The organism is Mycobacterium sp. 852014-50255_SCH5639931 (genome assembly GCF_001665605.1).
Lineage (GTDB): Bacteria > Actinomycetota > Actinomycetes > Mycobacteriales > Mycobacteriaceae > Mycobacterium > Mycobacterium paraffinicum.
The window spans coordinates 1-22,979 of record NZ_LZSV01000010.1; the positions used below are offsets into that span (position 1 = coordinate 1).

The following is a 22,979-nucleotide window of genomic DNA, read 5'->3' on the forward strand; positions in this document are numbered from 1 at the left end:
GGGGGGGCCCGGCCGTCCCCCCCCCCCCCCCCCCCCCCCCCCCCCCCCCCCCGCGGCCGGCCCCCCCCGGGGCGCCGGGCGGGGGTGGCGGCGGCTTGAACGGCGGACGGCGGATGGACGGAGCCGAGCGCTGGGCCTGCGGCACTGTGGCGGCCGCCCGATCGGCGTCGACGCGCCGAGGTGGCTGCGCCGGACTGACCGGCGGGCCCGGTGGCCCCGCCGACGGCGAAGGATGCTGAACGACTCCGCGAACCGAACCGCGGTTGCTCACACCTCCGGTATAACCGCTGAGGACCAGTCCGGAAACCACGAATTTGCGCCGACCGGTCCTAAGCTGGTCAAGCGTCGGGCAAATTCAGGCCGGCGTCAGCACAAAGCCACCCGCCGTTTGCCGAACCGGCCGGGATCACCCGAAGAAGGCGGCGGCGTCGTCGTAGCGACTCTCCGGCACCAGCTTGAGCTGGCGGACCGCATCGCCCAGCGCCACCCGCCCGATGTCCTGCCCCCGAAGCGACACCATCTGGCCGTATTCGCCCGCGTGCGCGGCATCGGCGGCGTTGACGCCGAACCTGGTGGCCAACACCCGGTCGTAGGCCGTCGGCGTCCCGCCGCGCTGGACATGGCCCAGCACGGTCACCCGGACGTCCTTGTTGATCCGCTTCTCCACTTCGGCGCCCAGCTGGGCCGCGACGCCGGTGAACTTCTCGTGGCCGAACTCGTCAATCCCGCCTTCGCGCAACGATATCGAGCCGGGGACGGGTTTCGCGCCCTCGGCGACCACGCAGATGAAGTGCGAATCCCCGCGCTGGAAGCGGCGTTTGACCAATCGGCACACCTCCTCGACATCGAAGGGCTGTTCGGGAATCAGCGTCATGTGCGCACCGGAAGCCAGGCCGGCGTTCAGCGCGATCCAGCCGGCGTGCCTGCCCATCACCTCCACCAGCATCACCCGCTGATGGGATTCGGCGGTGCTGTGCAGGCGGTCGATGGCTTCGGTGGCCACCGTCAACGCGGTGTCGTGGCCGAAAGTGACGTCGGTGCAATCGATGTCATTGTCGATGGTCTTCGGCACCCCAACCACGGGAACGTTCTCCTCGGACAACCAGTGGGCGGCCGTCAGGGTGCCTTCGCCGCCGATCGGAATGAGGACGTCGATGCCGTTTTCGTCCAGAGTCTGCTTGATCTGGTCGAGCCCGGCCCGCAATTTGTCGGGATGCACCCGGGCGGTCCCCAGCATCGTGCCGCCCTTGGCCAACAGCCGGTCATTGCGATCGTCGTTCTGCAGTTGGATGCGCCGGTTTTCCAGCAACCCGCGCCACCCGTCCTGGAAACCGACCACCGACGAGCCGTACCGGGCGTCGCAGGTGCGCACTACCGCCCGAATGACGGCATTCAGCCCCGGGCAGTCGCCGCCTCCAGTGAGAACTCCGATCCGCATGCCCTCATCTTGCCCTGCCCACCACTCGCACGGCGACGAAAGGTCAGATGGCGGATGGCAGCGGGCCGCGTGCGGCCTCGTAGGCGGCGCCGACCCGGTACAGGCGGTCATCGGCCAGCGCCGGCGCCATGATCTGCAGCCCGACGGGCAGGCCGTCGTCGGGCGACAACCCCGACGGCACCGACATGCCGCAGTGGCCGGCCAGGTTCAGCGGCAGCGTGCACAGGTCGAACAGGTACATCGCCAGCGGATCGTCGACCTTCTCGCCGAGCGCGAAGGCGGTGGTCGGGGTCGCGGGCGACACGACCACGTCGACGGACTCGTACGCCTTGTCGAGGTCGCGAGCGATCAGCGTGCGCACCTTCTGCGCCTGGTTGTAATACGCGTCGTAGTAACCGGCCGACAGCGCGTAGGTGCCGATCATGATGCGGCGCTTGACTTCCGGCCCGAAACCGGCGGCCCGGGTCAGCGCCATCACTTCCTCGGCGCTGTGCGTCCCGTCGTCACCGACGCGCAGCCCGTAGCGCATCGCGTCGAAGCGGGCCAGGTTGCTCGACACCTCCGACGGCAGGATCAGGTAGTAGGCGGCCAGCGCGTATTCGAAGTGCGGGCAGTCGACTTCGCTCACCTCGGCGCCCAATTCGGTCAGCTGGCCGACGGCCGCCTCGAACGAGGCCAGCACTCCCGGCTGGTAGCCGTCGCCGCGCAGCTGCTTCACGACGCCGACGCGCACGCCCTTGAGGTCACCCGCCGCACCCGCCTTGGCGCCCCCGACGACATCGGGCACCGCGGCGGCGACGGACGTGGAATCGCGGGGGTCGTGCCCGGCGATCACCTGATGCAGCAGCGCGGTGTCCAGCACCGTGCGCGCGCACGGGCCGCCCTGATCCAACGACGACGCGCACGCCACCAGCCCGTAACGCGACACCGTGCCGTAGGTGGGTTTGACGCCGACCGTCGCCGTCAGCGCCGCCGGCTGCCGAATCGAGCCGCCGGTGTCGGATCCGATGGCCAGCGGCGCCTGGAATGCGGCCAACGCCGCCGCGCTGCCTCCGCCGGACCCGCCGGGCACCCGGTCGAGGTTCCACGGGTTACGGGTGGGCCCGTAGGCGGAGTTCTCCGTCGACGAACCCATCGCGAATTCGTCCATGTTGGTCTTGCCGAGGATCGGGATGCCCGCGGCACGCAACCGCATGGTGATGGTGGCGTCGTAGGGGGAACGCCAGCCTTCGAGGATCTTGGAGCCGCAGGTGGTGGGCATGTCGACGGTGGTGAAGACGTCCTTGAGCGCGAGCGGCACCCCGGCCAGCGGCGACGGCAGCCGCTCCCCCGCGGCCACCGCCTCGTCGACCACGGCCGCCGCGCCCAGCGCCTCGTCGGCGGCCACGTGCAAGAAGGCGTGGTACCGGTCGTCGGTCGAGGCGATCTGGTCCAGGCACGCCTGGGTGACCTCGACCGACGACAGTTCCTTGGCGGCGATCCGGGCGGCCAGGGTCGCGGCGTCGGCGCGGATGACGTCGTTCACTCGCTGTCTCCCAGGATCTGCGGCACGGCGAAGCGGCCGTCGGCGGCCTCGGGCGCCTCGGCCAGCGCCTCCCGCTGGGTCAGGCAGGGGGTCGGCTCGTCCGGGCGGGTGACGTTGACGTCCTTGAGCGGGTTGTCGGTCGCTTCGACGCCGGTGACGTCGACCGCCTGCACCTGGCTGACATGGGTCAGGATGGCGTCGAGCTGGCCGGCGAAGCTGTCGAGCTCGCTATCGGTCAGCGCCAACCGGGACAGCCGGGCCAGGTGCGCCACCTCGTCGCGGGAGATCTGAGACACGACACGAAAGCCTAGCCGCGAGTGTGCGGGCGGGTTCAGGCCCGTTGGTTCTGCGCAGAAATGCAGTCCACGCATCGCTGTGTAACAGTGTTGGCCGTGCCGTCGTATCTGTTGCGCATCGAGCTGGTCGACCGCCCGGGCAGCCTGGGCTCCCTGGCCCTGGCGCTCGGTTCGGTGGGCGCCGACATCCTGTCGCTCGACGTGGTCGAGCGCAGCGCGGGGTATGCGATCGACGACCTGGTGATCGAGTTGCCGCTGGGGGCGATGCCGGACACGCTGATCACCGCCGCCGAGTCGCTTTCCGGCGTCCGGGTGGAGAGCGTGCGCCCGCACACCGGATTGTTGGAAGCGCATCGCGAGCTCGAGCTGCTCGACCACGTCGCCGCGGCGGGCGACAAGGCGTCGCGGCTGCAGGTGCTGGCCAACGAGGCGCCCAGGGTGCTGCGCGTCAGCTGGTGCACCGTGCTGCGCAGCACCGGCGATGAGCTGCAGCGCCTGGCCTTCAGCCCGGGTACGCCGGAGACGCGGGCGGATTCCGCCCCGTGGCTGCCCATCGAACGGGCCGCGACGCTGGACAGCACGGGCGAGTGGGTGCCGCAGGCGTGGCGCGACATGGACACCACGATGGTCGCCGCCCCGCTGGGCGATCCGCATACGGCGGTTGTGCTCGGCCGCCCGGGCCCGGAATTTCGGCCGTCGGAGGTGGCTCGCCTCGGCTATTTGGCCGGGATCGTGGCCACCATGCTGCGCTGAAGGCCGGCTACGCGGGCACCGGGTCCAGCAGGCTGTTGTAGATGGCGATGATCTTCTCGGTTTGCACGGATTGACGGCCGCTGTCGCGGTGTTCGGTGGCGACGCCGGACATTTCCCGCAATCGGTCGCGGTCCGAGGAGAGCGCACGAATCGCCGCCGCCAGTGCGGACGGGGACGGGTCGGCGGCCAGGATGCCTCCGCCTTCCGGAACGGTTTCGCTCAGCGCGGGGTCACAGTAGATGACGGGCGACGACATGGCCACCGCTTCCAGCAGGACGAGCCCCTGCGTGTCGAAATCGTATGAGGTGAACAGCAGCGCATCGCTCGATCCCATCGCGACCAGGCAGGCTTCGCGGTCGACCCGGCCGTGCAGGCGGATTCGGTGAGAGAGTCCGGCGGAGTGGATGAGTTTTTTCATCGACGCCTCGAGGTGGCCCTGGCCATAGATGTCGAGCGTGCAGTTGTCGACCTGGGCGACGGCCTCGATCGCTTCGAGAGCCCGCTTCTCCGACGATAGCCGCCCACACCAGACGAGTCGGAGCGGCTCGTCGTCCGACAAGGCGCCAACCACGGCCGTCCGGGCCCGGTCGACGACGTCATCGTCAAAGCCGTTGGAAATCGCCGATATTGGACGGGTCACCCCGCGTCTGGCCAGCGACCGCGCAAAATGCCGCGTCGGTGTGATCTGGTGGTCCACGGCTTGTGCGTTCGCAACCATGAACCGCCATGCCAGTCGGGAAGCCGCACTTTCCTTTTCGGGGGTCAGGTCGAATTCCTGCGCGAGGTATCGCTTTTGCACCCGACTGACCAACATCGCCAGGAAGAGCGGGGCCGGGGTGGCTTGCTCGAAATACGTGTCGTAGCGAGTGTGTTTGGTCTGAACCACCGGAACACCATGTCGGCGAGCGGCTTCCACGCCGGCTATCGCCACACCTAAGTCACCCTGGGTGTGCACGATATCGATGGGTCCGCGGCTGCCGAACGCCTCGTCGATGATCGCGCGATTCGCCTTGGAGGGCCACACCAGAACAAAGTCCTCATGCCTGCCCAATTTGCGCATGATCGGGTCGATGACGGGCACCGGCTTCAATTCGACGACGCAGGGGTCTGGATCGACCGCGCCGGGCATCGGTGCCGTGAAGACCGTGACCCGGTGCCCATACTGTTCGAGCGCACGACGCTGAGTGGCCACCGAAACCTGCGTCCCCCCGAGGCCGTCGGGGTGAAGATCGGTGAAAAGTGCGACATGCATGGGAGAACCTCGCGAAGAGTCGATTCGGGTGACGGTTGCCCATCGGATTGGTCGGCAACCTACGATCGCCCCGCCCGCTCTGCCACGAGGGAGACCAAGCGGTCGTCGGACGCATCCTACTGACCGGTCCGGCGACATCCACAGGGTGTGGCGCCGCGACGGTTGCGACCGCGCTAAATCAGCGCGCCTGCGAGTTCGATCGCGCCAGCACCGCATGGTCGTCGTCGTCCCACAGCAGCAGCTGTCGAACCGCCGGCCGCGGGCCATAGGGCCGCAGCATGGTGCTGGCCGGGCGAGGACGCACCCGCTGCGGCCACCAGAACCACCGCCCGAGAATTTTTGCGACAGAGGGTGTCATGAATGAGCGCACGATCAGCGTGTCGAACAGCAAGCCGAGGCCGATCGTCGTGCCGATCTGACCGAGAACCTGAAAACCGCTGAACACGAACGCACACATGGTGACGGCGAAGACGATGCCCGCCGAGGTGACCACCGATCCGGAGCCCGCCATCGCGCGGATGATGCCGGTGTTCAGGCCGGCTTGAATTTCTTCCTTGAAGCGTGAGATCAACAGCAGGTTGTAGTCGGATCCGACCGCCAGCAGCAGGATCACGGCAAGTGCGAGCACGACCCAATACAACTGGATGCCGAAGAGGTACTGCCACACCAGAACCGACAACCCGAACGAGGCGCCCAGCGACAGGGCAACGGTGCCCACGATGACAAGCGCGGCGATCAGGCTGCGCGTGATGATCATCATGATCAGCAGGATGAGACTCAGCGCGGCGAACGCCACGATCATCAGGTCGTACTTGGCGCCGTCCTGGATGTCCTTGTACGTCGAGGCGGTCCCACCGAGATAGATCCCCGCGCCCGCCATCGGCGTGCCCTTCAGGGCCTCGCGCGCGGCCTTGGCCATGGGATCGATGTGCGAAATGCCCTCTGGCGTCGCGGGATCTCCTTCGTGTGTGACGATCATGCGTGCGGCCTTGCCGTCGGGCGACAGGAACAGTTTCAGCCCGCGCTTGAAGTCGGGGTTGTTGAAAACGTCGGGCGGCAGGTAGAAGGTGTCGTCGTTCTTGGCGGCGTCAAAGGCCCGCCCCAACGCCGTCGCATTGTCGATCGCGGCCGCGGTCTGCGCGTAAATGCCGGACAGCGTGGCGTAATTGGCCAGCGTCAGATCGCGATTGGTCTGCTGGCTGTCAATCTGCGGAGGTATGAGCGCCACCAGTTTCGGCTGCAGCGCATCGAGCTTGTCGAGCGAAGCCGTGAGGCCTTCAAACTTTTCGGTGAGTTGGTCAATGCCGTCGAGCGCGTCGAAGAGTGATCGGAACGCGAAGCAGATGGGAATGTCGAAGCAATGCCTTTCCCAATAGAAGTAACTTCGCACCGGCCGGAAGAAATCGTCGAAGTTGGCGATCTTGTCGCGCAGATCCTGAATTGTGCCGAGAGTGTCGTGGAAGCTTTGCGTTTCGTCGTGCGTGGTGTTCGCCAGCTGCTGCTGCAATACGTATTGCTGTCGGAGGATGTTGATGGTTTTGTTCAGTTCATTGGCCTGCTTGAGCGCATCCTCGGCCCGATCTCGTTGATAGGTAAGGTTTTCCTGCTGCGCCGCGCTGGAATTGCTGACCACGAACGCGAGCGAGCTGTGGACCAGTGGGGTGCCCAAGGGACGGGTGATGGTCTGCACCTGCGCGACGCCGGGAACGTGAAATACCGCCTTGGCCACCTTGTCCAGGATGAGCATGCTTTCCGGGTTACGCATGTCGTGATCGGTTTCGACCATGAGCAATTCGGGCTCCAGCCGGGCCCGCGAGAAATGCTTCTCGGCGGCGGTGTAGCCGACATTCGCCGGTGCGCTGGCGGGCATGTAGGGACGAGTGTCATAACTGGTCTTGTATCCGGGCAAGGCGATCAGACCCACCAGGGCCAGCGCGCAGGCCGCGGCGAGAACGGCACCGGGCCAGCGCACGATGGCGGTGCCGATCCGCCGCCAGCCGCGGGTTCTGACCGCCCGCTTGGGGTCCAAGATGCCCACCCTGGCGCCCAGGGTGAGGATCGCAGGCCCCAGGGTGAGCGCGGCGAACAGGGCGACGAGGATGCCCAGCGCGGCAGGAATACCCAAACTCTGGAAGTACGGCAGCCGGGTGAAGCTCAGACACGCGACCGCGCCGGCCACGGTCAGCCCAGATCCCAGCACGATATGGGTGGTGCCGTGATACATGGTGTAGAAAGCTCTTTCGCGGTCTTCACCGGTTCCGCGCGCTTCCTGGTAGCGGCCGACGAAAAATATCGCGTAGTCGGTGCCCGCGGCAATCACTAAGAGCGTCAACAGATTCGTCGCATACGTCGACAACCCGATGACCCCGGCGTTCCCGAGAAATGCGACCAGGCCCCGCGCGGCCGACATCTCGATCAGGACCGTGGCGAGCACCAGCAGCGTGGTGAGCACCGAACGGTAGACGAAAAACAGCATCAGCGCGATCACACCGACGGTGATCGCGGTGACCTTCGCGGTTCCCTTGCTGCCGACATCGAACTGGTCGGAGATCAGTGGCGCCGCGCCGGTCACGTAGGCCTTGACGCCGGGCGGCGGCTTCATGCGCTCGACGATGTCGCGCAGCGCCCCGACGCCCTCGTTCGCCAACGCCGAGCCCTGATTACCGGCAAGGTTCACCTGCACGTAGGCGGCCTTGCCGTCGCTGCTCTGCGACCCCGCCGCGGTCAGGGTGTCGCCCCAGTAGTCCTGGACATGCTCGACGTGTTTTTTGTCCTGCTCGAGCCGGCGGATCATCTCGTCGTAGAAACGGTGCGCGTCTGCGCCGAGCGGCTTGTCGCCTTCCAGCACGATCATGGCCGAGCTGTCGGTGTCGAACTCGTGGAACTTTTCGCCGATGCGCTTGATGGCCTTGAGTGACGGGGCGTCGGGCGAGTTCAGCGCCACATTGTGCGTCTTGCCAACCTCTTCCAACTGCGGCACCGCGATGTTGGTGATCGCGGCCAGCGCCACCCAGAACAGCAGGATGGGCAATGCGAGCCGGCGGATGGTGCGAGGGACGCGGGCCCGCGACTGTTCGTGGTTGCTCATGGTGGATTCATCCAGACTTGTCCAGGCAGAAGGTGTAGGCGTCGGCTTTGTCAACGGTGCGTTGGTCTTTCACTTCCCCGTTGACGGTGATGCGGCAGCCGAGGCTGTCTCCGTTGCCCTGCGCGACGACGTTGCCGATGACCGCGGGCTCTGTTGTGGTGATCGTGAACGACCACGGCAACGGGGCGTCCTTGACTTGCTGCGGCTGGGCGTTGACATCAAGGTAGTTGATGGTCGCGGTTGCGCCAGGCCTGCCAAAGACCTCGAGCACCACCTGCTTGGGGTTGAACGGGACGATCTCGTTGGCCAGGCCGCTGTCGGCGGAGGTCTTGCTCTGGGAACCGAAGATTCCGTGCAGGCGATAGATGGCGAATCCCGCGAGCACAACGACCAGCACCGCCACCATCACCATCCACCCGCGTCTGACGAGGGCAGTCAACGAAATCCCCTTCACCCGTTCACCTTTCGATCATCGGGCGACACCATCACCCCCGAACCGACGGCGACTGCCGGCGGGACGGGCGTGATCGACAGGTATGACAGTACGGTACGGGACCGTACTGTACAAGAGACGCGAGCGTACACATTCCGTCTCGGCGGGTTAACCCCGCGTTACGCGGTGGTTCTGGTCAGACCCGGGATGAGGAACCCGTCGACTAGCGCTTGCACGGTGCGGCGGGTGGGTGGCCGGCCGGGGATGAGGGACCGGAAGATGAGGTACCCCGGCAACAGGTCCCAGAGTTCGTCGGTGATGACTTCCTCGCTGATCTCACCGCGGTCGACGGCCTGGTGCAGCACATGCTGAATCAGCGCCTTGCGCTGCTTGAGGAATTGCTCCTGCATAGCGTCGTTGAGCGCCGGGTGCCGCGACACCTCGACCATCACCGCGCGAATGGTGCTGGCGTGCTCGGTGCCGTGCTGACCGCACGTCTCCCCCAGGCTCAACAGATCGCCTCGCAGAGTGCCGGTGTTCGGCGGAAGCGCCACCTCGCGTACGCCTTCGATGAAGGCGGCCAGGACCAGCTCGGCCTTCGAGGGCCACCGCCGGTACACCGTTGCCTTGCTGGCGTGGGCGGCACCGGCCACGGCTTCGACGGTCAGTTGGTCATAGCCGTGTTCTTGCAGCAGCCGCAGGGTCACCGCCAGTATCTCGGCCTCGCGGGGTGACCACGGCGATGCCTGCGTGCACTCCTCGGCCGTCTGCGTCATAGCGCCCACGATAGGACCGGTACGGCGATGCGGGCCACTTTATGACCGGATAGCGGTGAGCGCCTGCTCGATGTCGGCGACCAGATCGTCGGTGTCTTCGATGCCCAGCGAGATGCGCGCGAACCCGTCGGCGACGTGATCGCCCCAGCGTGCGCGGCGGTCCACCGACGTGTGGAGGCCGCCAAAGCTGGTGGACGCGACGAGCAGCTCGCTGTTGTCGACGAGGGCGTGGACCGCGGCGGCGTCGGCCAATTCGACCGAGACCAGACCGCCGAACCGGCGCATCTGAACCATGGCCACGCGATGCGCCGGGTCTTCGGCCAACCCCGGGTAGCGCACCGCACGGACCGCGGGGTGGCGCGCCAACATCGTCGCCACCGCCCGGGCGTTCTGGCATTGACGCTCGAAGCGCAGACCGGCACTTGCCAAGCTGCGCAACAACAGCCAGGCCTCGAACCCGCCCAGGATCGCACCGGCGAGCAGCCGTTGGCGCTCCGCGCCGGCGAGCAACTCGGGATCGTTGGTGGCGACGTAGCCGGCCAGCAGGTCGCTGTGACCGGACAACGCCTTGGTGGCGCTGGCCACCACCGCGTCGGCGCCCAGCGACAGCGGCTGCTGCCCTAAGGGCGTGGCGGCGGTGTTGTCGACGATCAAGCGCGCGCCGCGGCCACGGCAGACGGCGGCCAACCGGTGCAGATCGATCACATCCAACGCCGGGTTGGTGGGAGTTTCGGCCAGCACCACGTCGGCGGCCGCGGCGGCGTCATAGATCTGCGAGCTCGATGCCTCGATGACGGTCACACCCGCGGGCGCCAGGTCTTCCCTGGCCAAGCGGCGCACTTGGTAGTAACCGTCGGCGGGCACCACCAGAGCCGATCCCGGCGTCACCAGCGCCCGCAGCATGGCGCCGATGGCCGCCATACCCGAGCCGAACACCAGCGCACCGGCCGCCCCTTCGAGCTGGGCGAGCGCCGACTCCGCTTGCCGCCATGTGGGATTCGAGCTGCGGCCGTAGCCATCCGACGCACCGGTTTCGTCGCTGGACAGGTGGTAGGTGGCGGCCAGCACCGCCTGCGGCGCCACCGGTTGCCCCGAAATCGCCTGCGGGCTGGCCGCTTTGAGGCTGCGGGTGGAATCGCCGTAGCGACCGCTCATCGGCCTAGTCCGCCGGTGCTTCCGGCGGACCCTCGGCCAACAGCTTCCGGAAGCCGTCCTCGTCGAGGACCGGCACGCCCAGCTCGATCGCCTTGTCGTACTTGGATCCCGGTGCATCCCCGGCGACGACGAAGTCGGTCTTCTTCGACACCGAACCGGCGGCCTTTCCCCCGCGCGCGATGATCGCCTCCTTGGCGTCGTCGCGCGAAAAACCGGCCAGCGAACCGGTGACGACAATCGTCAGCCCTTCCAGGGTGCGGGGCACGCTGGCGTCGCGCTCGTCGGCCATCCGCACCCCGGCGGCCCGCCACTTGTCGACGATCGCGCGGTGCCAGTCGACGGTGAACCACTCGGTCAGCGCGGCCGCGATCGTCGGTCCGACGCCCTCGACCGCGGCCAACCGCTCGGTGGACGCCGACATGATCGCCTCCAGGCTGCCGAATTCGGTGGCCAGTGCGCGCGCGGCGGTCGGACCGACATGCCGGATCGACAGCGCCACCAGGACCCGCCACAGCGCCACCGACTTGGCCTTGTCCAGGTTGTCGAGCAGCCTCCTGCCGTTGGCGGACAACGCGCCGGCCTTGGTCCGGAAAAGTTCGGTGCGCAACAGGTCTTCCTCGGTGAGGGTGAACAGGTCGCCCTCGTCGGCGATCACCCCGGCCTTCAACAGTGCGATGGCCGCCTCGTAGCCCAGCCCCTCGATGTCGAGCGCTCCGCGGCCGGCGACGTGGAAGACGCGCTCGCGCAGCTGCGCCGGGCAGCACCGGGCATTGGGGCAGCGGATGTCGGCGTCACCCTCCTTGGCGGGCGCCAGCGTGGTTCCACATTCGGGACACGTTGTGGGCATGACGAATTCGCGCTCGGACCCGTCCCGGAGGTCGACGACGGGACCGAGCACCTCCGGGATCACGTCGCCTGCTTTGCGGATCATCACCGTGTCGCCGATCAGCACTCCCTTGCGCTTGACCTCGGCGGCGTTGTGCAGGGTGGCCAGCCCCACTGTCGATCCGGCCACCTTCACCGGCGTCATGAAGGCGAATGGTGTGACGCGGCCGGTGCGTCCGACGTTCACCCGGATGTCGAGCAGCTTGGTCTGCGCCTCCTGGGGCGGATACTTGTACGCGACCGCCCAGCGCGGCGCCCGCGACGTCGTTCCCAGCCGGCGCTGCAGCGCAAAGTCATCGACTTTGACCACCACGCCATCGATTTCGTGGTCGATGTCATAGCGGTGCTCACCCCAATACCCGATCCGGTCCTCCACGGCGGCGAGGCCACGCACGCGCGCAGTCTCTTCGGCCACCGGCAGGCCCCAGGTTTTCAGCGCGGTGTAGGCCTCGTGCAGCGTCTTGGGTGCGAACCCGTCGGTGCGGCCGATGCCGTGACAGATCATTCGCAGCTTGCGCCGGGCGGTGACCGCCGGGTTCTTCTGGCGCAGCGAACCGGCCGCGCTGTTACGCGGATTGGCGAACGGTGCCTTGCCGTCCTCGACCAGGCTGGCGTTGAGCACCTCGAAATCGGCGAGCATGAAGAAGACCTCGCCACGCACCTCGAGCACGGCGGGAATCGGCAAATCGGCACTGGCAGTGAGCCGCTCGGGCACGTCGTCGATGGTGCGCGCGTTGAGCGTCACGTCCTCGCCCACCCGGCCGTCGCCGCGCGTGGCGGCCCGTTCCAGCCGGCCGTCGCGGTACACCAGCGACAACGCCACCCCGTCGATCTTGAGTTCGCACAAGTAGTGCGGCTCACGGCCGATCTCGTTCTCGACGCGGTTGCTCCAGGCGACCAGCTCGTCGCGGTCGAACACGTCGTCGAGGCTCAACATGCGCTCGAGGTGCTCGGCCTCGGTGAAGTCGGTGGCAAACCCCGCCCCGCCGACCAGCTGCGTCGGCGAATCCGGAACCCGCAGCTCCGGGTAACGGTCCTCCAGCGCGACAAGTTCGTTGAACATCTTGTCGAATTCGGCGTCGGAGACGATCGGCGCGTCCTTGATGTAGTAGCGGAACTGGTGTTCGCGGACTTCATCGGCCAGTTCCTGCCACTGTCGCCGGACCTCGGGCGCCACCGAATCAGCTTCTGGTGAGCTCACCCTCGCAGGCTATCCGAGAACGCCGACACTCCCGACTCAGTCCTCCACGTACGCCCGCAGCCGGTCCACCGCCGCATCCCACCGGCGCGACAACGCGGTGAGGTAGTCACTGGCCTGGGCCAAGGGAGCGGTCCGCACCGCCCAGACACGCTCGCGACCCCGCTTGCTGCTGGTCACCAAACCCGCCGACTCCAGTCGCTGCAGGTGTTTGCTGGCAGCCTGCCGGGTGACCGGGATGACGCCGGTGAGCTGCGATGTCGAGCTCGGGCCCAGATCGCAGAGCCGCACGATGATGCGCAGCCGGTTCGGATCACCGAGTGCGTCGAAGAGCGGCGCGCCCACGGCGACGCGACCACTCATTCGCGGGCTTCTTCCAGATACCTGCGCACCAGGCCCGACTGGATAGCCCACCCCTCGGCGTTGGCCTCGAACGAGGACGGGCGGCGCGCTTCGGGAATGTCTTCGAATCCGGATTCGGTGATGGTGAGCAGCACGCCATCGGGAGCCTCCGACAAGGTGAACTCGACCAGCGTGGTCGGCTCTCGCTCGTAGTCGACGTCCGGCTCGACGGCGAAGGGATGCCAGCGATAGGCGAACCGCCGCTGCGGCTCGACCGCGACGATGTGCCAGGTGCTTTTCACCCCGGCGTGCGGCTCCTGACGCTTGGCGACCTCGTCGTCGACCGTGGTCGGGCTGATCACCGCGGCGACCGAAGTCCCGGCGACGAATGGCCCGTCGAAGCGGACGCCGAACCAGCGGCCGAACTCGTCGGCGTCGCTGATGGCCCGCCATACCCGATCCAACGGTGCGCGCAGCGTCACGCTCTTCTCAATCCTCATACGCAACCTCCTGGTTGCCTATGAGTCCATCACGCCACCAGAAAAAGCGCAATATTTTGGTTGCCTTTCAGATGGCGTCGGGATCCTTGGCGAACGCCTCGGCCGCCTTGCGGGCCAGCTCGATCGCCAGGCGGGCCCACTCGGGCGTCGCACCGGCCAGGCCGCACGCCGGGGTGACGCCGATGCGGTCGCGCAACGCCGAGCGGGCGAAGCCGAGCCGATCCGTCACCGCAACGAGCGCGGCGGCCACCTCTTCGGTCGACGGCCGCCGTGGCGGTGCGCTGGCGGCAACCACACCCAGCATCACCGTGCGGCCCGATTCGACGAAGGCGGCGATACCGTCGAGATCCGTCGCGACCAAGGTGTTGGTGTCCACCGAAACCGCATTAAAGCTGCTGTCCTGCAACATCTTCCACGGCAGTTCCGGGGCGCAACTATGTAACAGCACCTCGCCTCCGACGGTGGCGACACAGGTGTCGAGCAGGGCGACGGCCACCGCTTCGTCGAGCGGGGCCACCGGGCTCAGCGCCGTCACACCGCCCAGCCGCCCGCCCAATGCCCTGGGCAGCGACGGCTCGTCGAACTGCACCACCACCGGTGTTTCGAGGCGGCGGGCCAGCGCCGCGCGATGGGCGGCGACGCCTTCGGCCAACGACGCCGCCAGATCCCGCACGGCGCCGGCGTCGGTGATCGCCCGGTGGCCGTTGGCCAGCTCGAGCTCGGCGGCCAGCGTGATCGGCCCGGGAGCCTGCACCTTGAGGACGCGGTCGGCACCGCCCAGGCCGGCTACCTCCCAGGCCTCTTCCAGTGCGTCCATGTCCTCCTCGAGGAGACTGACCGCGCGGCGGACGACCGCCCCCCGCCGAGCGGCAACGCGATAGCCGCGCGGCACGATGTCGATGGCCACATCGATCAGCAGCGCGCCGGCCCGGCCGAGCATGTCCGCACCCACTCCGCGGGCGGGCAGCTCGACGATGTGGGGCAGCCCGCCGGCCAGCTCCCCGACAACGACCTCGGCGGCCTCCCGGGGCTTGATGCCGGGCCACGACCCGATGCCGCTGCCGCTCGCGAAAACACTCACCCGCCCAACCGTATTCGACGCCACCTCGGACGCCCGTGGCCAGGGGTGTCTGCCGCGCGGCCGCACGGGTAGGTTCGACGCCAGAAGGGTGCGAAACGTGTCGCGGATGGCGAGATTGGCACGGCCGCTGCTGTGGTGCGGGGCAGTGGTGCTGGCTGCCGCGTGCACCCGGGTGGTGGACGGCGCGGCGGTGGCCGGATTCGGTGCCCCGCGCAGGGCCGTGCAGGGGGTCAATGTCGACACGGTCCTGCTGGACCAGTCGCGGATGCGCGCGATCACCGGCGCCGGCGAGCACCTCACGATCATCCCCTCCATGGACGGCACCAGCCTGGTTGACATCGACGCGCTCGCCGACACCACGCCGCACGAATGCCGATTCATCTACGCCGAGACGGCGACGTTCGGGCCCGAGGTCGAAGAGTTCCACAAGACGACCTTCCAGGACCCGCCCGACGGCGCGCTGATTTCTGAAGGGGCCGCGGCCTACCGGGACGCCGACACCGCACAGCGCGCGTTCGGCGCGTTGGTGAGCACGGTCGGGGACTGCGCGAACGACTCGTCCGGGCAGCAATACGTCGGCGACTGGACGGCCGACGCCGGTTCACTGCACCTGCGGCCGGGCGGCTGCGGCCGCGACTACCGGCTGCGTTCGGTGGCCATTCTGGAGGTCACGTTCTGCGGCTTTGCGCAATCGGTGTCCGACATCGTGATGACGAACATCGTCGCGAACGTGCCGAACTAGCGCGCGGTGTCGGCGATGATGGCGCTGCCGAGCACCTCGTCACCGTCCGAGTCGGGGCGGTACAGCACCAGCGTCTGACCGCACGCGACGCCGCGCAGCGGGGCGCGCAACCGCACGACCAGCTCGTCATCGACCAATTCCGCTACGGCACCTACGGTTTCACCGTGCGCCCGCACCTGCACCACGCACTCGACGGGACCAGACGGCGGCCGTCCCGCGGTGAAGACCGGCTCGCGCCCCCGCAACTCGCGTACGTCGAGGTCGGCCGCCTCTCCCACCCGCACGGTCGCGGTGTCGGCGTCGATGGCCGTCACGTAGCGCGGGCGGCCGTCGGGCCCCGGCCCGGCGATGCCCAGGCCTTTGCGCTGGCCGATGGTGAAGCCGTGCACCCCGTCGTGCTCGGCGAGCACCGCGCCGTCGGCGCCGACGACGGTGCCGCGGCGGACCGCGATGCGCTCGCCCAGGAATGCCCGGGTATTCCCGGAAGGGATGAAGCAGATGTCGTGGCTGTCCGGCTTTTCCGCGACCGCGAGGCCGCGACGGGCGGCTTCGGCGCGGATCTGCGCCTTGGGGGTGTCGCCGATCGGGAACGTGGCGTGGCGTAGCTGGTCGGCGGTCAGCACGGCCAGCACGTAGGACTGGTCCTTGTCGCTATCGACCGCTCGGCGCAGCCGCCCGCCGGACAGCCTGGCGTAGTGGCCGGTGGCCACCGTGTCGAAGCCCAGCGCAAGAGCTTTCGCCGACAGCGCCGAGAACTTGATCCGCTGGTTGCACCGCACGCAGGGGTTGGGCGTTTCGCCGCGCGCGTATGACGATACGAAGTCGTCGATCACGTCCGCCTGGAATCTTTCGGCGAAATCCCAGACGTAGAAAGGGATTCCGAGGACATCAGCGACGCGGCTCGCGTCCGAGGCGTCTTCTTTGGAACAGCACCCCCGCGAGCCGGTGCGCAACGTGCCGGGCGCGGTCGACAGCGCCAGGTGCACGCCGACCACGTCGTGCCCGGCGTCGACCATGCGGGCGGCGGCGACCGACGAGTCGACGCCACCGCTCATCGCGGCGAGGACCTTCACTTAAGGAGCTCCCGCGGCGGCCAGTGCGGCCCGGCGGGCGCGGTCCACCGCCGCGGGCAGCACCCGTAACACCGCATCGACGTCGGAGTCGGCACTGGTGTGCCCCAACGAAAGTCGCAAGGACCCGCGGGCGCTGGTCGGGTCGGCCCCCATCGCGAGCAACACGTGCGACGGCTGCGCGACGCCGGCGGTGCACGCAGACCCGGTCGAACACTCGATTCCGTTGGCGTCCAACAGCATCAACAGCGCGTCACCTTCACAACCGCGGAAGGTGAAGTGCGCGTTGCCGGGCAACCGCAGCGGGTCGCGGGCACCGTTGAGGCCGACGTCCTCGATGCCAGTCAGCACTCCCTCAATCAGGCGATCGCGCAACGCCCGCAGCCGCGCGCTGTTCGCCTCAAGGCCGTCCACCGCGATGCGGGCCGCAGCCGCCATGCCGACCGCGCCGGCGACATCGGCGGTGCCGGAACGAATGTCGCGCTCTTGTCCGCCCCCATGGGCCAGCGGCACACACGCCACGTCGCGGCGCAGCAGCAGCGCACCCACGCCGGGAGGACCGCCGAATTTATGCGCGGCCACGCTCATCGCCGAGAGCCCGCTGGCGGCGAAGGCCACCGGCAGCTGCCCCACCGCCTGCACGGCGTCGCTGTGCATCGGAACCCCGAATTCGGCCGCGACGGCGGCGAGCTCGGGGGCCAGCATGACGGTGCCGACCTCGTTGTTGGCCCACATCACCGACACCAGGGCGACGTCGTCGTGGCCGCGCAGCGCCTCGCGCAGCGCGGTCGCCGACACCGAGCCGTCGGCGGCGGTCGGCAGCCAGGTCACCTCGGCGCCTTCGTGTTCGACGAGCCAGTTCACCGAGTCCAAGACGGCGTGGTGTTCCACCTCGCTGGTGATGATGCGCCGATGGCGTGGTTCGGCGTCGCGGCGGGCCCAATAGATGCCCTTGACCGCCAGGTTGTCGCTTTCGGTCCCGCCCGCGGTGAAGATGACCTCGGACGGACGGGCGCCCAGCCGGTCGCCGATCAGCTCGCGCGATTCCTCGATGCGCCGCCTCGCCGTCCGGCCGCTGGTGTGCAGCGAGGACGCGTTGCCGACAGTGCCGAGCACCGCCGTCATCGCCTCGACGGCGGCGGGGTGCATCGGCGTGGTGGCCGCGTGATCCAGGTAGACCATGACGCGACCCACGATACCGGCTGGTCGAAGGGCCTCCGGAGTCGCTATTCGACTAGGAGGCCACCAGCACGGGCCCGAGACCAACCGTCCGGGTTGCTCCGACGCCCGCCACCGACTGGCAGCGGCTGGCCAGCGCTCGCCGATCGGTCCCCGGGAGCTGCAGAGATTCGACGTGCACCCGCGCCAGCGTGCGACGCCCGGCGAGCAGCCGGCGGATGGACCCGATCAGCGTCTCGTCGCCGACGAAGGCCGGCACGGTCGAGACGCTGCCGTCGACGTGGTGGTAGGCCAGCCGAAGCGGCTGCACCGGACGGCCGGCGTCGATCGCGGCCTGGAACATCGCCGGGTAGAACGCCCCACGGTCCCGCCCACACCAGGTGGTGCCCTCCGGGAAGCACACGACCGTCTGGCCGTCGTGCAGCCGGCGGGCGACGGTGTCCACCACGGCGGGCAGCCGCCGCAAACTGGACCGCTCGATCGGGATGATCTTGAGGATGCGGGCCACGATCCCCGTGGCGGGCCCGGTGAACATATCGGCCCGGGCGACGAACGAACCGGGCAACACCGACCCGATGGCGAAGACGTCGAGCCAGGACGTGTGCGGGCTGACCACCAAGACCCCGCGCAGGTTGCGTATCGGGCTGCCGGTGACCGTGATCCGGATTCCGAAACAGCGCAACACCATCCGGCAATAGATGCGCTGCACGCGGGTCCGGCCCGGCAGCGGCATCGCCAGCAGCACCACCCCCGGCGCCAGCAGCAGCGCCAGCATGACGCGAAGCGTCACCCGCAGCGCCACCAACAGCGGCGGCGATGCGGCCACCTCGCCGAGACTTACACAACCGGCGTCACACGATGCGCGCGGTAACCAGGAGTGCCCGGTGCGGGCGGGGGTGTTCATCGGTCGCCGCCTGCCAGCTGCGTGGCCGCCGACACCGAGCGCAGCCGCTTCAGATATCGGGTATCGGCCCGCCGCTTGTCCAGCAGGACGCAGAAGTCGCCCACCCCGAAGTCGGGGTCGTGCGCGGGCTCGCCGCACACCTGGGCGCCCAGCCGCAGGTAGCCGCGCATCAGCGCCGGGACCGACGGCCGTGTGGGGGCCGGAATGTCGTCGAGGGCCTTCCCGTCGATGATCACCGGCCGGTGCGGACGCACCCGGTACTGCGCCGGGGCGGCGTGCCGGCTCAGGATGAAGTCGCGGACGCCGCGGAGCTGACGGCCCGGCGCGCGGTTTTCCGGGTCGTCGGAATCTCCCCCGATGGGCACCGACACGCAGCCGGTCACGTAGTCGTAGCCGTAGCGGTCCAGGTAGGCCAGGATGCCCGCCCACATCAGCAGTACAACGGCGCCGTTGCGGTGACCCTCGCGCACCACCGCGCGTCCCATCTCCACCAGCGACGGCCTGAGCGGGTCGAAGGCACGGATGTCGAATTCCGTCGCGGTGTAGAGGCCTCCGGCCGCGATCGCGCCTGCCGGGGCCAGCATGCGGTAACAACCCACCAGCTCGCCGGTGTCATCGTCGCGGACCAGCAGGTGGTCGCAGTGCTCGTCGAACCTGTCAACGTCGCGTGGCTGGAAGTCGTTTGCCGGCAGTGCGAAGCCGGGCGTACTGGTGAACACGTCGTACCGGAGCCGCTGCGCGGCCTCGATCATGCTGGCGTCGGTGGACAGCAAGAGCGAGTAGCGGGGCCCGGCGGGCGAGCCGGCCACCGGGCTTTCCGGTTTGTCACTGGGTATGAGGACAGAAGCAATGCTCATGACACACAACGTGGCCGAGCCGATGAGCTAGTCGGCATCGGGGCCGTGACATGTCGGTGCACGTCAGATGACGAACTGTGGCGAAATCTGGGGTAAAGAAACAGCTGGTCAACGGCGGGGAAAACATTTGTCTAGCGGGTCATCTCCGACCGCGTGCGGGGTCAGGGATTCTGCAACGGCGCGCTCCAGCGGACGCGGGTGCCGCCCCCGGCCGGACTGGTGATCGCGCAATTGCCGCCGAGGTCTTTGGCGCGGCGGGCGATATCGTCCAGCCCGCCGCAGGAGTGCTGATCCAAGGCGGCGCCCCGCCCGTCGTCGGTGATCTCGATGAGCAGCTCATCGGTGACGGCGACCTCGACGGCGATAGTCGCGGCGCGCGAGTGCCGCACCGCATTGCCGAGCGCTTCGCTGACGACGGATTCGGCGGTTTCGGCGAGTTCGTCGCTGACCGCGGTCATCGTCCCCGCCATGCGCAGCGTTGTCCCCTCGTTGTCGTCGTCGGTGAGGCGCGCGAACGCGTCCTGAACGCGCTCGGCAAGACTGCGCCGCCGCGCCGGCGGGTGCTGCAGATCGAAGACCGTGCGCCGAATGTCGCCGATGACGGCCTGCAACTCGTCCACCGATTGGGTCACCCGCGCCGCGAGTTGCGGTGAGCGGAGGCGGGCGACGACGCCTTGCAGTTCCATGCCGACGGCGAAGACGCGGCTGATGACCTGGTCGTGCAGATCGCGGGCGATGCGTTCCCGATCGACCAATACGTTCAGATCCCGCGCGTTGCGTCGTTCGCTTGCCAGCGTGAGGGCGATCGCGGCATGGTCGGCGAAGTCACGAACGAGGTCGAGGTGCTCTTCGTCGAAGGGATGCGCGTCGGTGTTGCGCGCCACCACGATCACGCCCAGCGTCTGCTGGTCGGATCGAAGCGGCATCAAGATCGCGGGTCGCTCGCCGACGTCGGTGAACGCCGGGATGGGACGGCGGAACGTCTCGGTGAGCAGGGGGCGACCGGACCGAAACACCTCGCCAGTGGTGGATCCGTGGACCGGAACCTCCTGTCCCACAACCTCCTTGGCGTGCAGGCCGACCGCCGCGGACACCACCAAAAGGTCTACATCCTCGCTGGGTTGATCCGGGTCGGCCGGCACCAGGACGATCGCCTGCTCGGCTTCCGTCAGCTCCGCCGCCCGTTCGGCGATCAGTTGCAGTGGCGGCAGATCCGGGCGTGACTCCGAGAGCAGGGCGGTGCTGATCTCGCGGCTCGCGTCAGTCCAGCGGGCGCCCGCACGGACCCGGTCAAACAGCCGGGCGTTGTCGATGGCTACCGACGCCGCCGAGGCGAGCGCCCGCACCGTGACCTCGTCGGCCTCGCTGAAGGCGCGCCCGGGTCGATCGTCGGTGACATACAGGCTGCCGAACACCGCGCCGCGGATGATCACGGGCATTCCCAGGAAGGCGCCCATCGGTGGGTGGTGCTCGGGGAATCCAACGGCGGCCGGATGCTCGGACAACTGCGCCAGGCGCAACGGCTCGGTGCGGTCGCGGAGGGCGCCGAGCACCCCTTTGCCCACCGGCAGATGCCCGACCAACCGCACCGTGTCGGGATCCATGCCGCTGTGCACGAAGGACGCCAGGGTCCCCTCCGAACTCCACACCCCGATGGCCCCATAACGGGCGCCCGTCATACCTATCGCGGCGGCCAGGATGCGGTGCAACACCGCGTCGAGTTCAAGATCGGAGCCGATCTCGATCGCTACCTGCAGCAGCTGTCCCATCTGCTGACGCTCAGCGACCAGCTCGTCGAGTTGCTCGTGCATCCGGCTCAGATATTCGGGGCTACGCAACCCGAAAGCCGATTTACCCTCGTCTATCCGCATGTCCCGACCTCCCAGACTGGTGCCCGGTTGCCGGAGAGCTAAGTCGAAGCCCCAACTGAAAAAGTTTGCTGGGCTGGCCAATTCACCTTGGGGGCGGGCCTTGTTTCGCCGGTAGAAGCCACTCTAGCAGCCCAAAACCCGAAAGGTTCGATGTTGCTATGCGTTACGAATAGCCGTAACATGCCGTTATGGCCGCGCGCCGCTTGCAGTGCTGGGAGTGCGGCACGGCTTTTTACGGTCGTGCCGACGCCCGCTTTTGCAGTGGGGCCTGCCGACAGAAATCCCACCGCGCCGGCGCCCGGCGCCGCGCCGCCGAGGAGACGGTGCCCATGCCGGGCATGGCCGACGCCATCGCGCGGGCACGGGAGGCCCGCGAGTCGGCTCGCGTCGCGTGCGAACGCTCCAGGGCCGCGCGCGAAGCATTGGCAGTCGCCGCGGTGGCCCGGTCGAGCGCTGGCGACGAGCCGGCCCCGCGTCGGCGCTCCACGCCCGAGTGACACCGGCCCGATGTGACGGTGCGCGCAATCGCGTTGCGGCGCATCGCCGCAACGCTGACCGAGCAGCACACCGGGATCGATAGCGCGACGTGGACCGGCGCTGTCGAATTCGAGTTGATACGCGAGAGCCCCCGACACATTGGTGTCGGGGGCTCTTGGGCTAAGCGACTCAGCCCTTGCGTGCCTTGATGGCGTCGGTCAGCTGCGGAGCGACCTTGAACAGGTCGCCCACCACGCCGTAGTCGGCGATCTCGAAGATGGGCGCCTCTTCGTCCTTGTTGACCGCGACGATGGTCTTGGACGTCTGCATGCCCGCGCGGTGCTGGATGGCTCCCGAGATGCCCAGCGCGATGTAGAGCTGCGGCGACACCGTCTTGCCGGTCTGGCCGACCTGGAACTGGCCCGGGTAGTAGCCGGAGTCGACCGCGGCGCGCGACGCACCGACGGCGGCGCCCAGCGAGTCGGCCAGGGCCTCGACAACGCTGAAGTTCTCCGCGCTGCCGACCCCGCGACCACCGGACACCACGATCGTGGCCTCGGTGAGCTCCGGCCGGTCGCCGGCGACCGCCGGCTCGCGGGCCGTGATCTTGGTGGCGTTCTCGGCGGGCGCGGGTACCTCGACGGTCACCTGCTCGCCGGCGCCGGCCTGCGGCTCGGCGTCGATGGCGCCACCGCGCACCGTGATGACCGGGGTGTCGCCGTTGGCCTGCGACTCGACGGTGAACGCCCCACCGAAGATGGAGTGCACCGCCTTGTTGCCTTCCTGGACGCCGACCACGTCGACCAGCAGGCCGGATCCGATCCGGGCGGCGAGGCGGCCCGCGATCTCCTTGCCGTCCGCGTTGGCGGAAAGCAGGACGGCGGCGGGCGCGTTCGACTCGGCCAGCGCGGCCAGCACGTCGACCACCGGCGTAATCAGGTAGTTCTCGGCGTCGTCGGACTCGGCGACGTAGATCTTGGCGGCACCCGCCTCCTTCAACCCGTCCACCAGCGGCGCGGCCGTTCCGGGCTTGCCGACGACGACCGCGACCGGATCGCCCAGCGCGCGGGCGGCGGTGATCAATTCGGAGGTGACTTTCTTCAGTGCGCCTTCGGCGTGCTCAACGAGCACCAAAACTTCAGCCATGGTTTCTTCGC

The 22,979-nt window shown here is 68.4% G+C and carries 21 protein-coding genes; 3 read left to right on the forward strand and 18 right to left on the reverse strand.

Features of this window, described 5'->3' with window-relative positions:
• Window positions 1-406 precede the first annotated feature (406 nt).
• Genes A5758_RS04515 through gatC form a run of 3 tightly spaced genes read right to left on the reverse strand, consistent with a single transcriptional unit; the run spans window position 407 to window position 3,259 of the window.
• Window positions 407-1,438 (reverse strand): ATP-dependent 6-phosphofructokinase, encoded by a 1,032-nt coding sequence (locus A5758_RS04515; protein ID WP_067737089.1) that lies wholly within the window; start codon window positions 1,436-1,438, stop codon window positions 407-409.
• A gap of 43 nt (window positions 1,439-1,481) precedes the next feature.
• A complete protein-coding gene (gatA, locus tag A5758_RS04520; protein ID WP_067737092.1) occupies window positions 1,482-2,963 on the reverse strand; it encodes an Asp-tRNA(Asn)/Glu-tRNA(Gln) amidotransferase subunit GatA in 1,482 nt (493 codons plus the stop codon).
• The gene (gene gatC / locus A5758_RS04525) at window positions 2,960-3,259 is read right to left on the reverse strand and encodes an Asp-tRNA(Asn)/Glu-tRNA(Gln) amidotransferase subunit GatC (protein ID WP_067737096.1); all 300 of its coding nucleotides are present in this window, start codon (window positions 3,257-3,259) and stop codon (window positions 2,960-2,962) included. The genes gatA and gatC overlap by 4 nt, the downstream gene beginning before the upstream one ends.
• 96 nt (window positions 3,260-3,355) lie before the next feature.
• Between gatC and A5758_RS04530 the strand changes: the two genes are divergently transcribed.
• Entirely contained in the window at window positions 3,356-4,012 is a 657-nt protein-coding gene (locus A5758_RS04530) for an amino acid-binding protein (RefSeq protein ID WP_156622499.1), read from the forward strand.
• 7 nt (window positions 4,013-4,019) lie between these two features.
• On the opposite strand, the gene A5758_RS04535 is transcribed toward A5758_RS04530, so the two are convergent.
• From A5758_RS04535 to A5758_RS04575, 9 genes are all read right to left on the reverse strand, one after another.
• Window positions 4,020-5,264, reverse strand: a complete 1,245-nt coding sequence (locus A5758_RS04535; RefSeq protein ID WP_067737099.1) for a glycosyltransferase — start codon at window positions 5,262-5,264, stop codon at window positions 4,020-4,022.
• A gap of 178 nt (window positions 5,265-5,442) precedes the next feature.
• A complete protein-coding gene (locus A5758_RS04540; protein ID WP_067737102.1) occupies window positions 5,443-8,352 on the reverse strand; it encodes an RND family transporter in 2,910 nt (969 codons plus the stop codon).
• 7 nt (window positions 8,353-8,359) lie between these two features.
• Window positions 8,360-8,791, reverse strand: a complete 432-nt coding sequence (locus A5758_RS04545) for an MmpS family transport accessory protein (protein ID WP_369816383.1) — start codon at window positions 8,789-8,791, stop codon at window positions 8,360-8,362.
• A 173-nt stretch (window positions 8,792-8,964) separates the two neighbouring features.
• The gene (locus A5758_RS04550) at window positions 8,965-9,561 is read right to left on the reverse strand and encodes a TetR/AcrR family transcriptional regulator (RefSeq protein WP_067210797.1); all 597 of its coding nucleotides are present in this window, start codon (window positions 9,559-9,561) and stop codon (window positions 8,965-8,967) included.
• Window positions 9,562-9,600: 39 nt separating this feature from the next.
• A complete protein-coding gene (locus tag A5758_RS04555; RefSeq protein WP_067737108.1) occupies window positions 9,601-10,716 on the reverse strand; it encodes a cystathionine gamma-lyase in 1,116 nt (371 codons plus the stop codon).
• A gap of 4 nt (window positions 10,717-10,720) precedes the next feature.
• Window positions 10,721-12,802 carry an NAD-dependent DNA ligase LigA gene (gene ligA / locus A5758_RS04560; protein ID WP_067737112.1) on the reverse strand — a complete coding sequence of 694 codons (2,082 nt, stop codon included), beginning with the start codon at window positions 12,800-12,802 and terminating at the stop codon, window positions 10,721-10,723.
• 36 nt (window positions 12,803-12,838) lie between these two features.
• Entirely contained in the window at window positions 12,839-13,162 is a 324-nt protein-coding gene (locus tag A5758_RS04565) for a helix-turn-helix transcriptional regulator (RefSeq protein ID WP_067737115.1), read from the reverse strand.
• On the reverse strand, window positions 13,159-13,641 hold the full coding sequence (locus tag A5758_RS04570; RefSeq protein ID WP_067737117.1) for an SRPBCC family protein: 483 nt from the start codon (window positions 13,639-13,641) through the stop codon (window positions 13,159-13,161). Before A5758_RS04570 ends, A5758_RS04565 begins: the two co-directional genes overlap by 4 nt.
• A gap of 67 nt (window positions 13,642-13,708) precedes the next feature.
• Window positions 13,709-14,722, reverse strand: coding sequence for a methionine synthase (locus tag A5758_RS04575; protein WP_067210778.1), 1,014 nt, complete (start codon window positions 14,720-14,722; stop codon window positions 13,709-13,711).
• Window positions 14,723-14,828: 106 nt separating this feature from the next.
• On the opposite strand from A5758_RS04575, the gene A5758_RS04580 reads away from it, so the two are divergent.
• Entirely contained in the window at window positions 14,829-15,464 is a 636-nt protein-coding gene (locus tag A5758_RS04580; RefSeq protein ID WP_067210775.1) for a sensor domain-containing protein, read from the forward strand.
• On the opposite strand, the gene mnmA is transcribed toward A5758_RS04580, so the two are convergent.
• The 5 genes from mnmA to A5758_RS04605 all read right to left on the reverse strand — a co-directional run bounded on the left by mnmA (window position 15,461) and on the right by A5758_RS04605 (window position 21,285).
• Window positions 15,461-16,537, reverse strand: a complete 1,077-nt coding sequence (gene mnmA, locus A5758_RS04585) for a tRNA 2-thiouridine(34) synthase MnmA (protein WP_067737120.1) — start codon at window positions 16,535-16,537, stop codon at window positions 15,461-15,463. The genes A5758_RS04580 and mnmA overlap by 4 nt on opposite strands.
• Window positions 16,538-17,716 (reverse strand): cysteine desulfurase family protein, encoded by a 1,179-nt coding sequence (locus A5758_RS04590; protein ID WP_067737122.1) that lies wholly within the window; start codon window positions 17,714-17,716, stop codon window positions 16,538-16,540.
• A 52-nt stretch (window positions 17,717-17,768) separates the two neighbouring features.
• Window positions 17,769-18,617, reverse strand: a complete 849-nt coding sequence (locus A5758_RS04595; protein ID WP_067737125.1) for a 1-acyl-sn-glycerol-3-phosphate acyltransferase — start codon at window positions 18,615-18,617, stop codon at window positions 17,769-17,771.
• Window positions 18,614-19,474, reverse strand: coding sequence for a GNAT family N-acetyltransferase (locus tag A5758_RS04600; protein ID WP_067210760.1), 861 nt, complete (start codon window positions 19,472-19,474; stop codon window positions 18,614-18,616). The genes A5758_RS04595 and A5758_RS04600 overlap by 4 nt, the downstream gene beginning before the upstream one ends.
• Before the next feature lie 161 nt (window positions 19,475-19,635).
• The gene (locus A5758_RS04605) at window positions 19,636-21,285 is read right to left on the reverse strand and encodes a GAF domain-containing protein (protein WP_231987232.1); all 1,650 of its coding nucleotides are present in this window, start codon (window positions 21,283-21,285) and stop codon (window positions 19,636-19,638) included.
• A 248-nt stretch (window positions 21,286-21,533) separates the two neighbouring features.
• Here A5758_RS04605 and A5758_RS04610 point away from each other — a divergent pair, with 248 nt between their 5' ends.
• On the forward strand, window positions 21,534-21,842 hold the full coding sequence (locus A5758_RS04610; protein WP_067737131.1) for a hypothetical protein: 309 nt from the start codon (window positions 21,534-21,536) through the stop codon (window positions 21,840-21,842).
• A 169-nt stretch (window positions 21,843-22,011) separates the two neighbouring features.
• Here A5758_RS04610 and A5758_RS04615 read toward each other — a convergent pair whose 3' ends face one another.
• Complete coding sequence (locus A5758_RS04615; RefSeq protein WP_067737136.1) at window positions 22,012-22,968, reverse strand: electron transfer flavoprotein subunit alpha/FixB family protein; 957 nt, start codon at window positions 22,966-22,968, stop codon at window positions 22,012-22,014.
• Window positions 22,969-22,979: the final 11 nt, after the last annotated feature.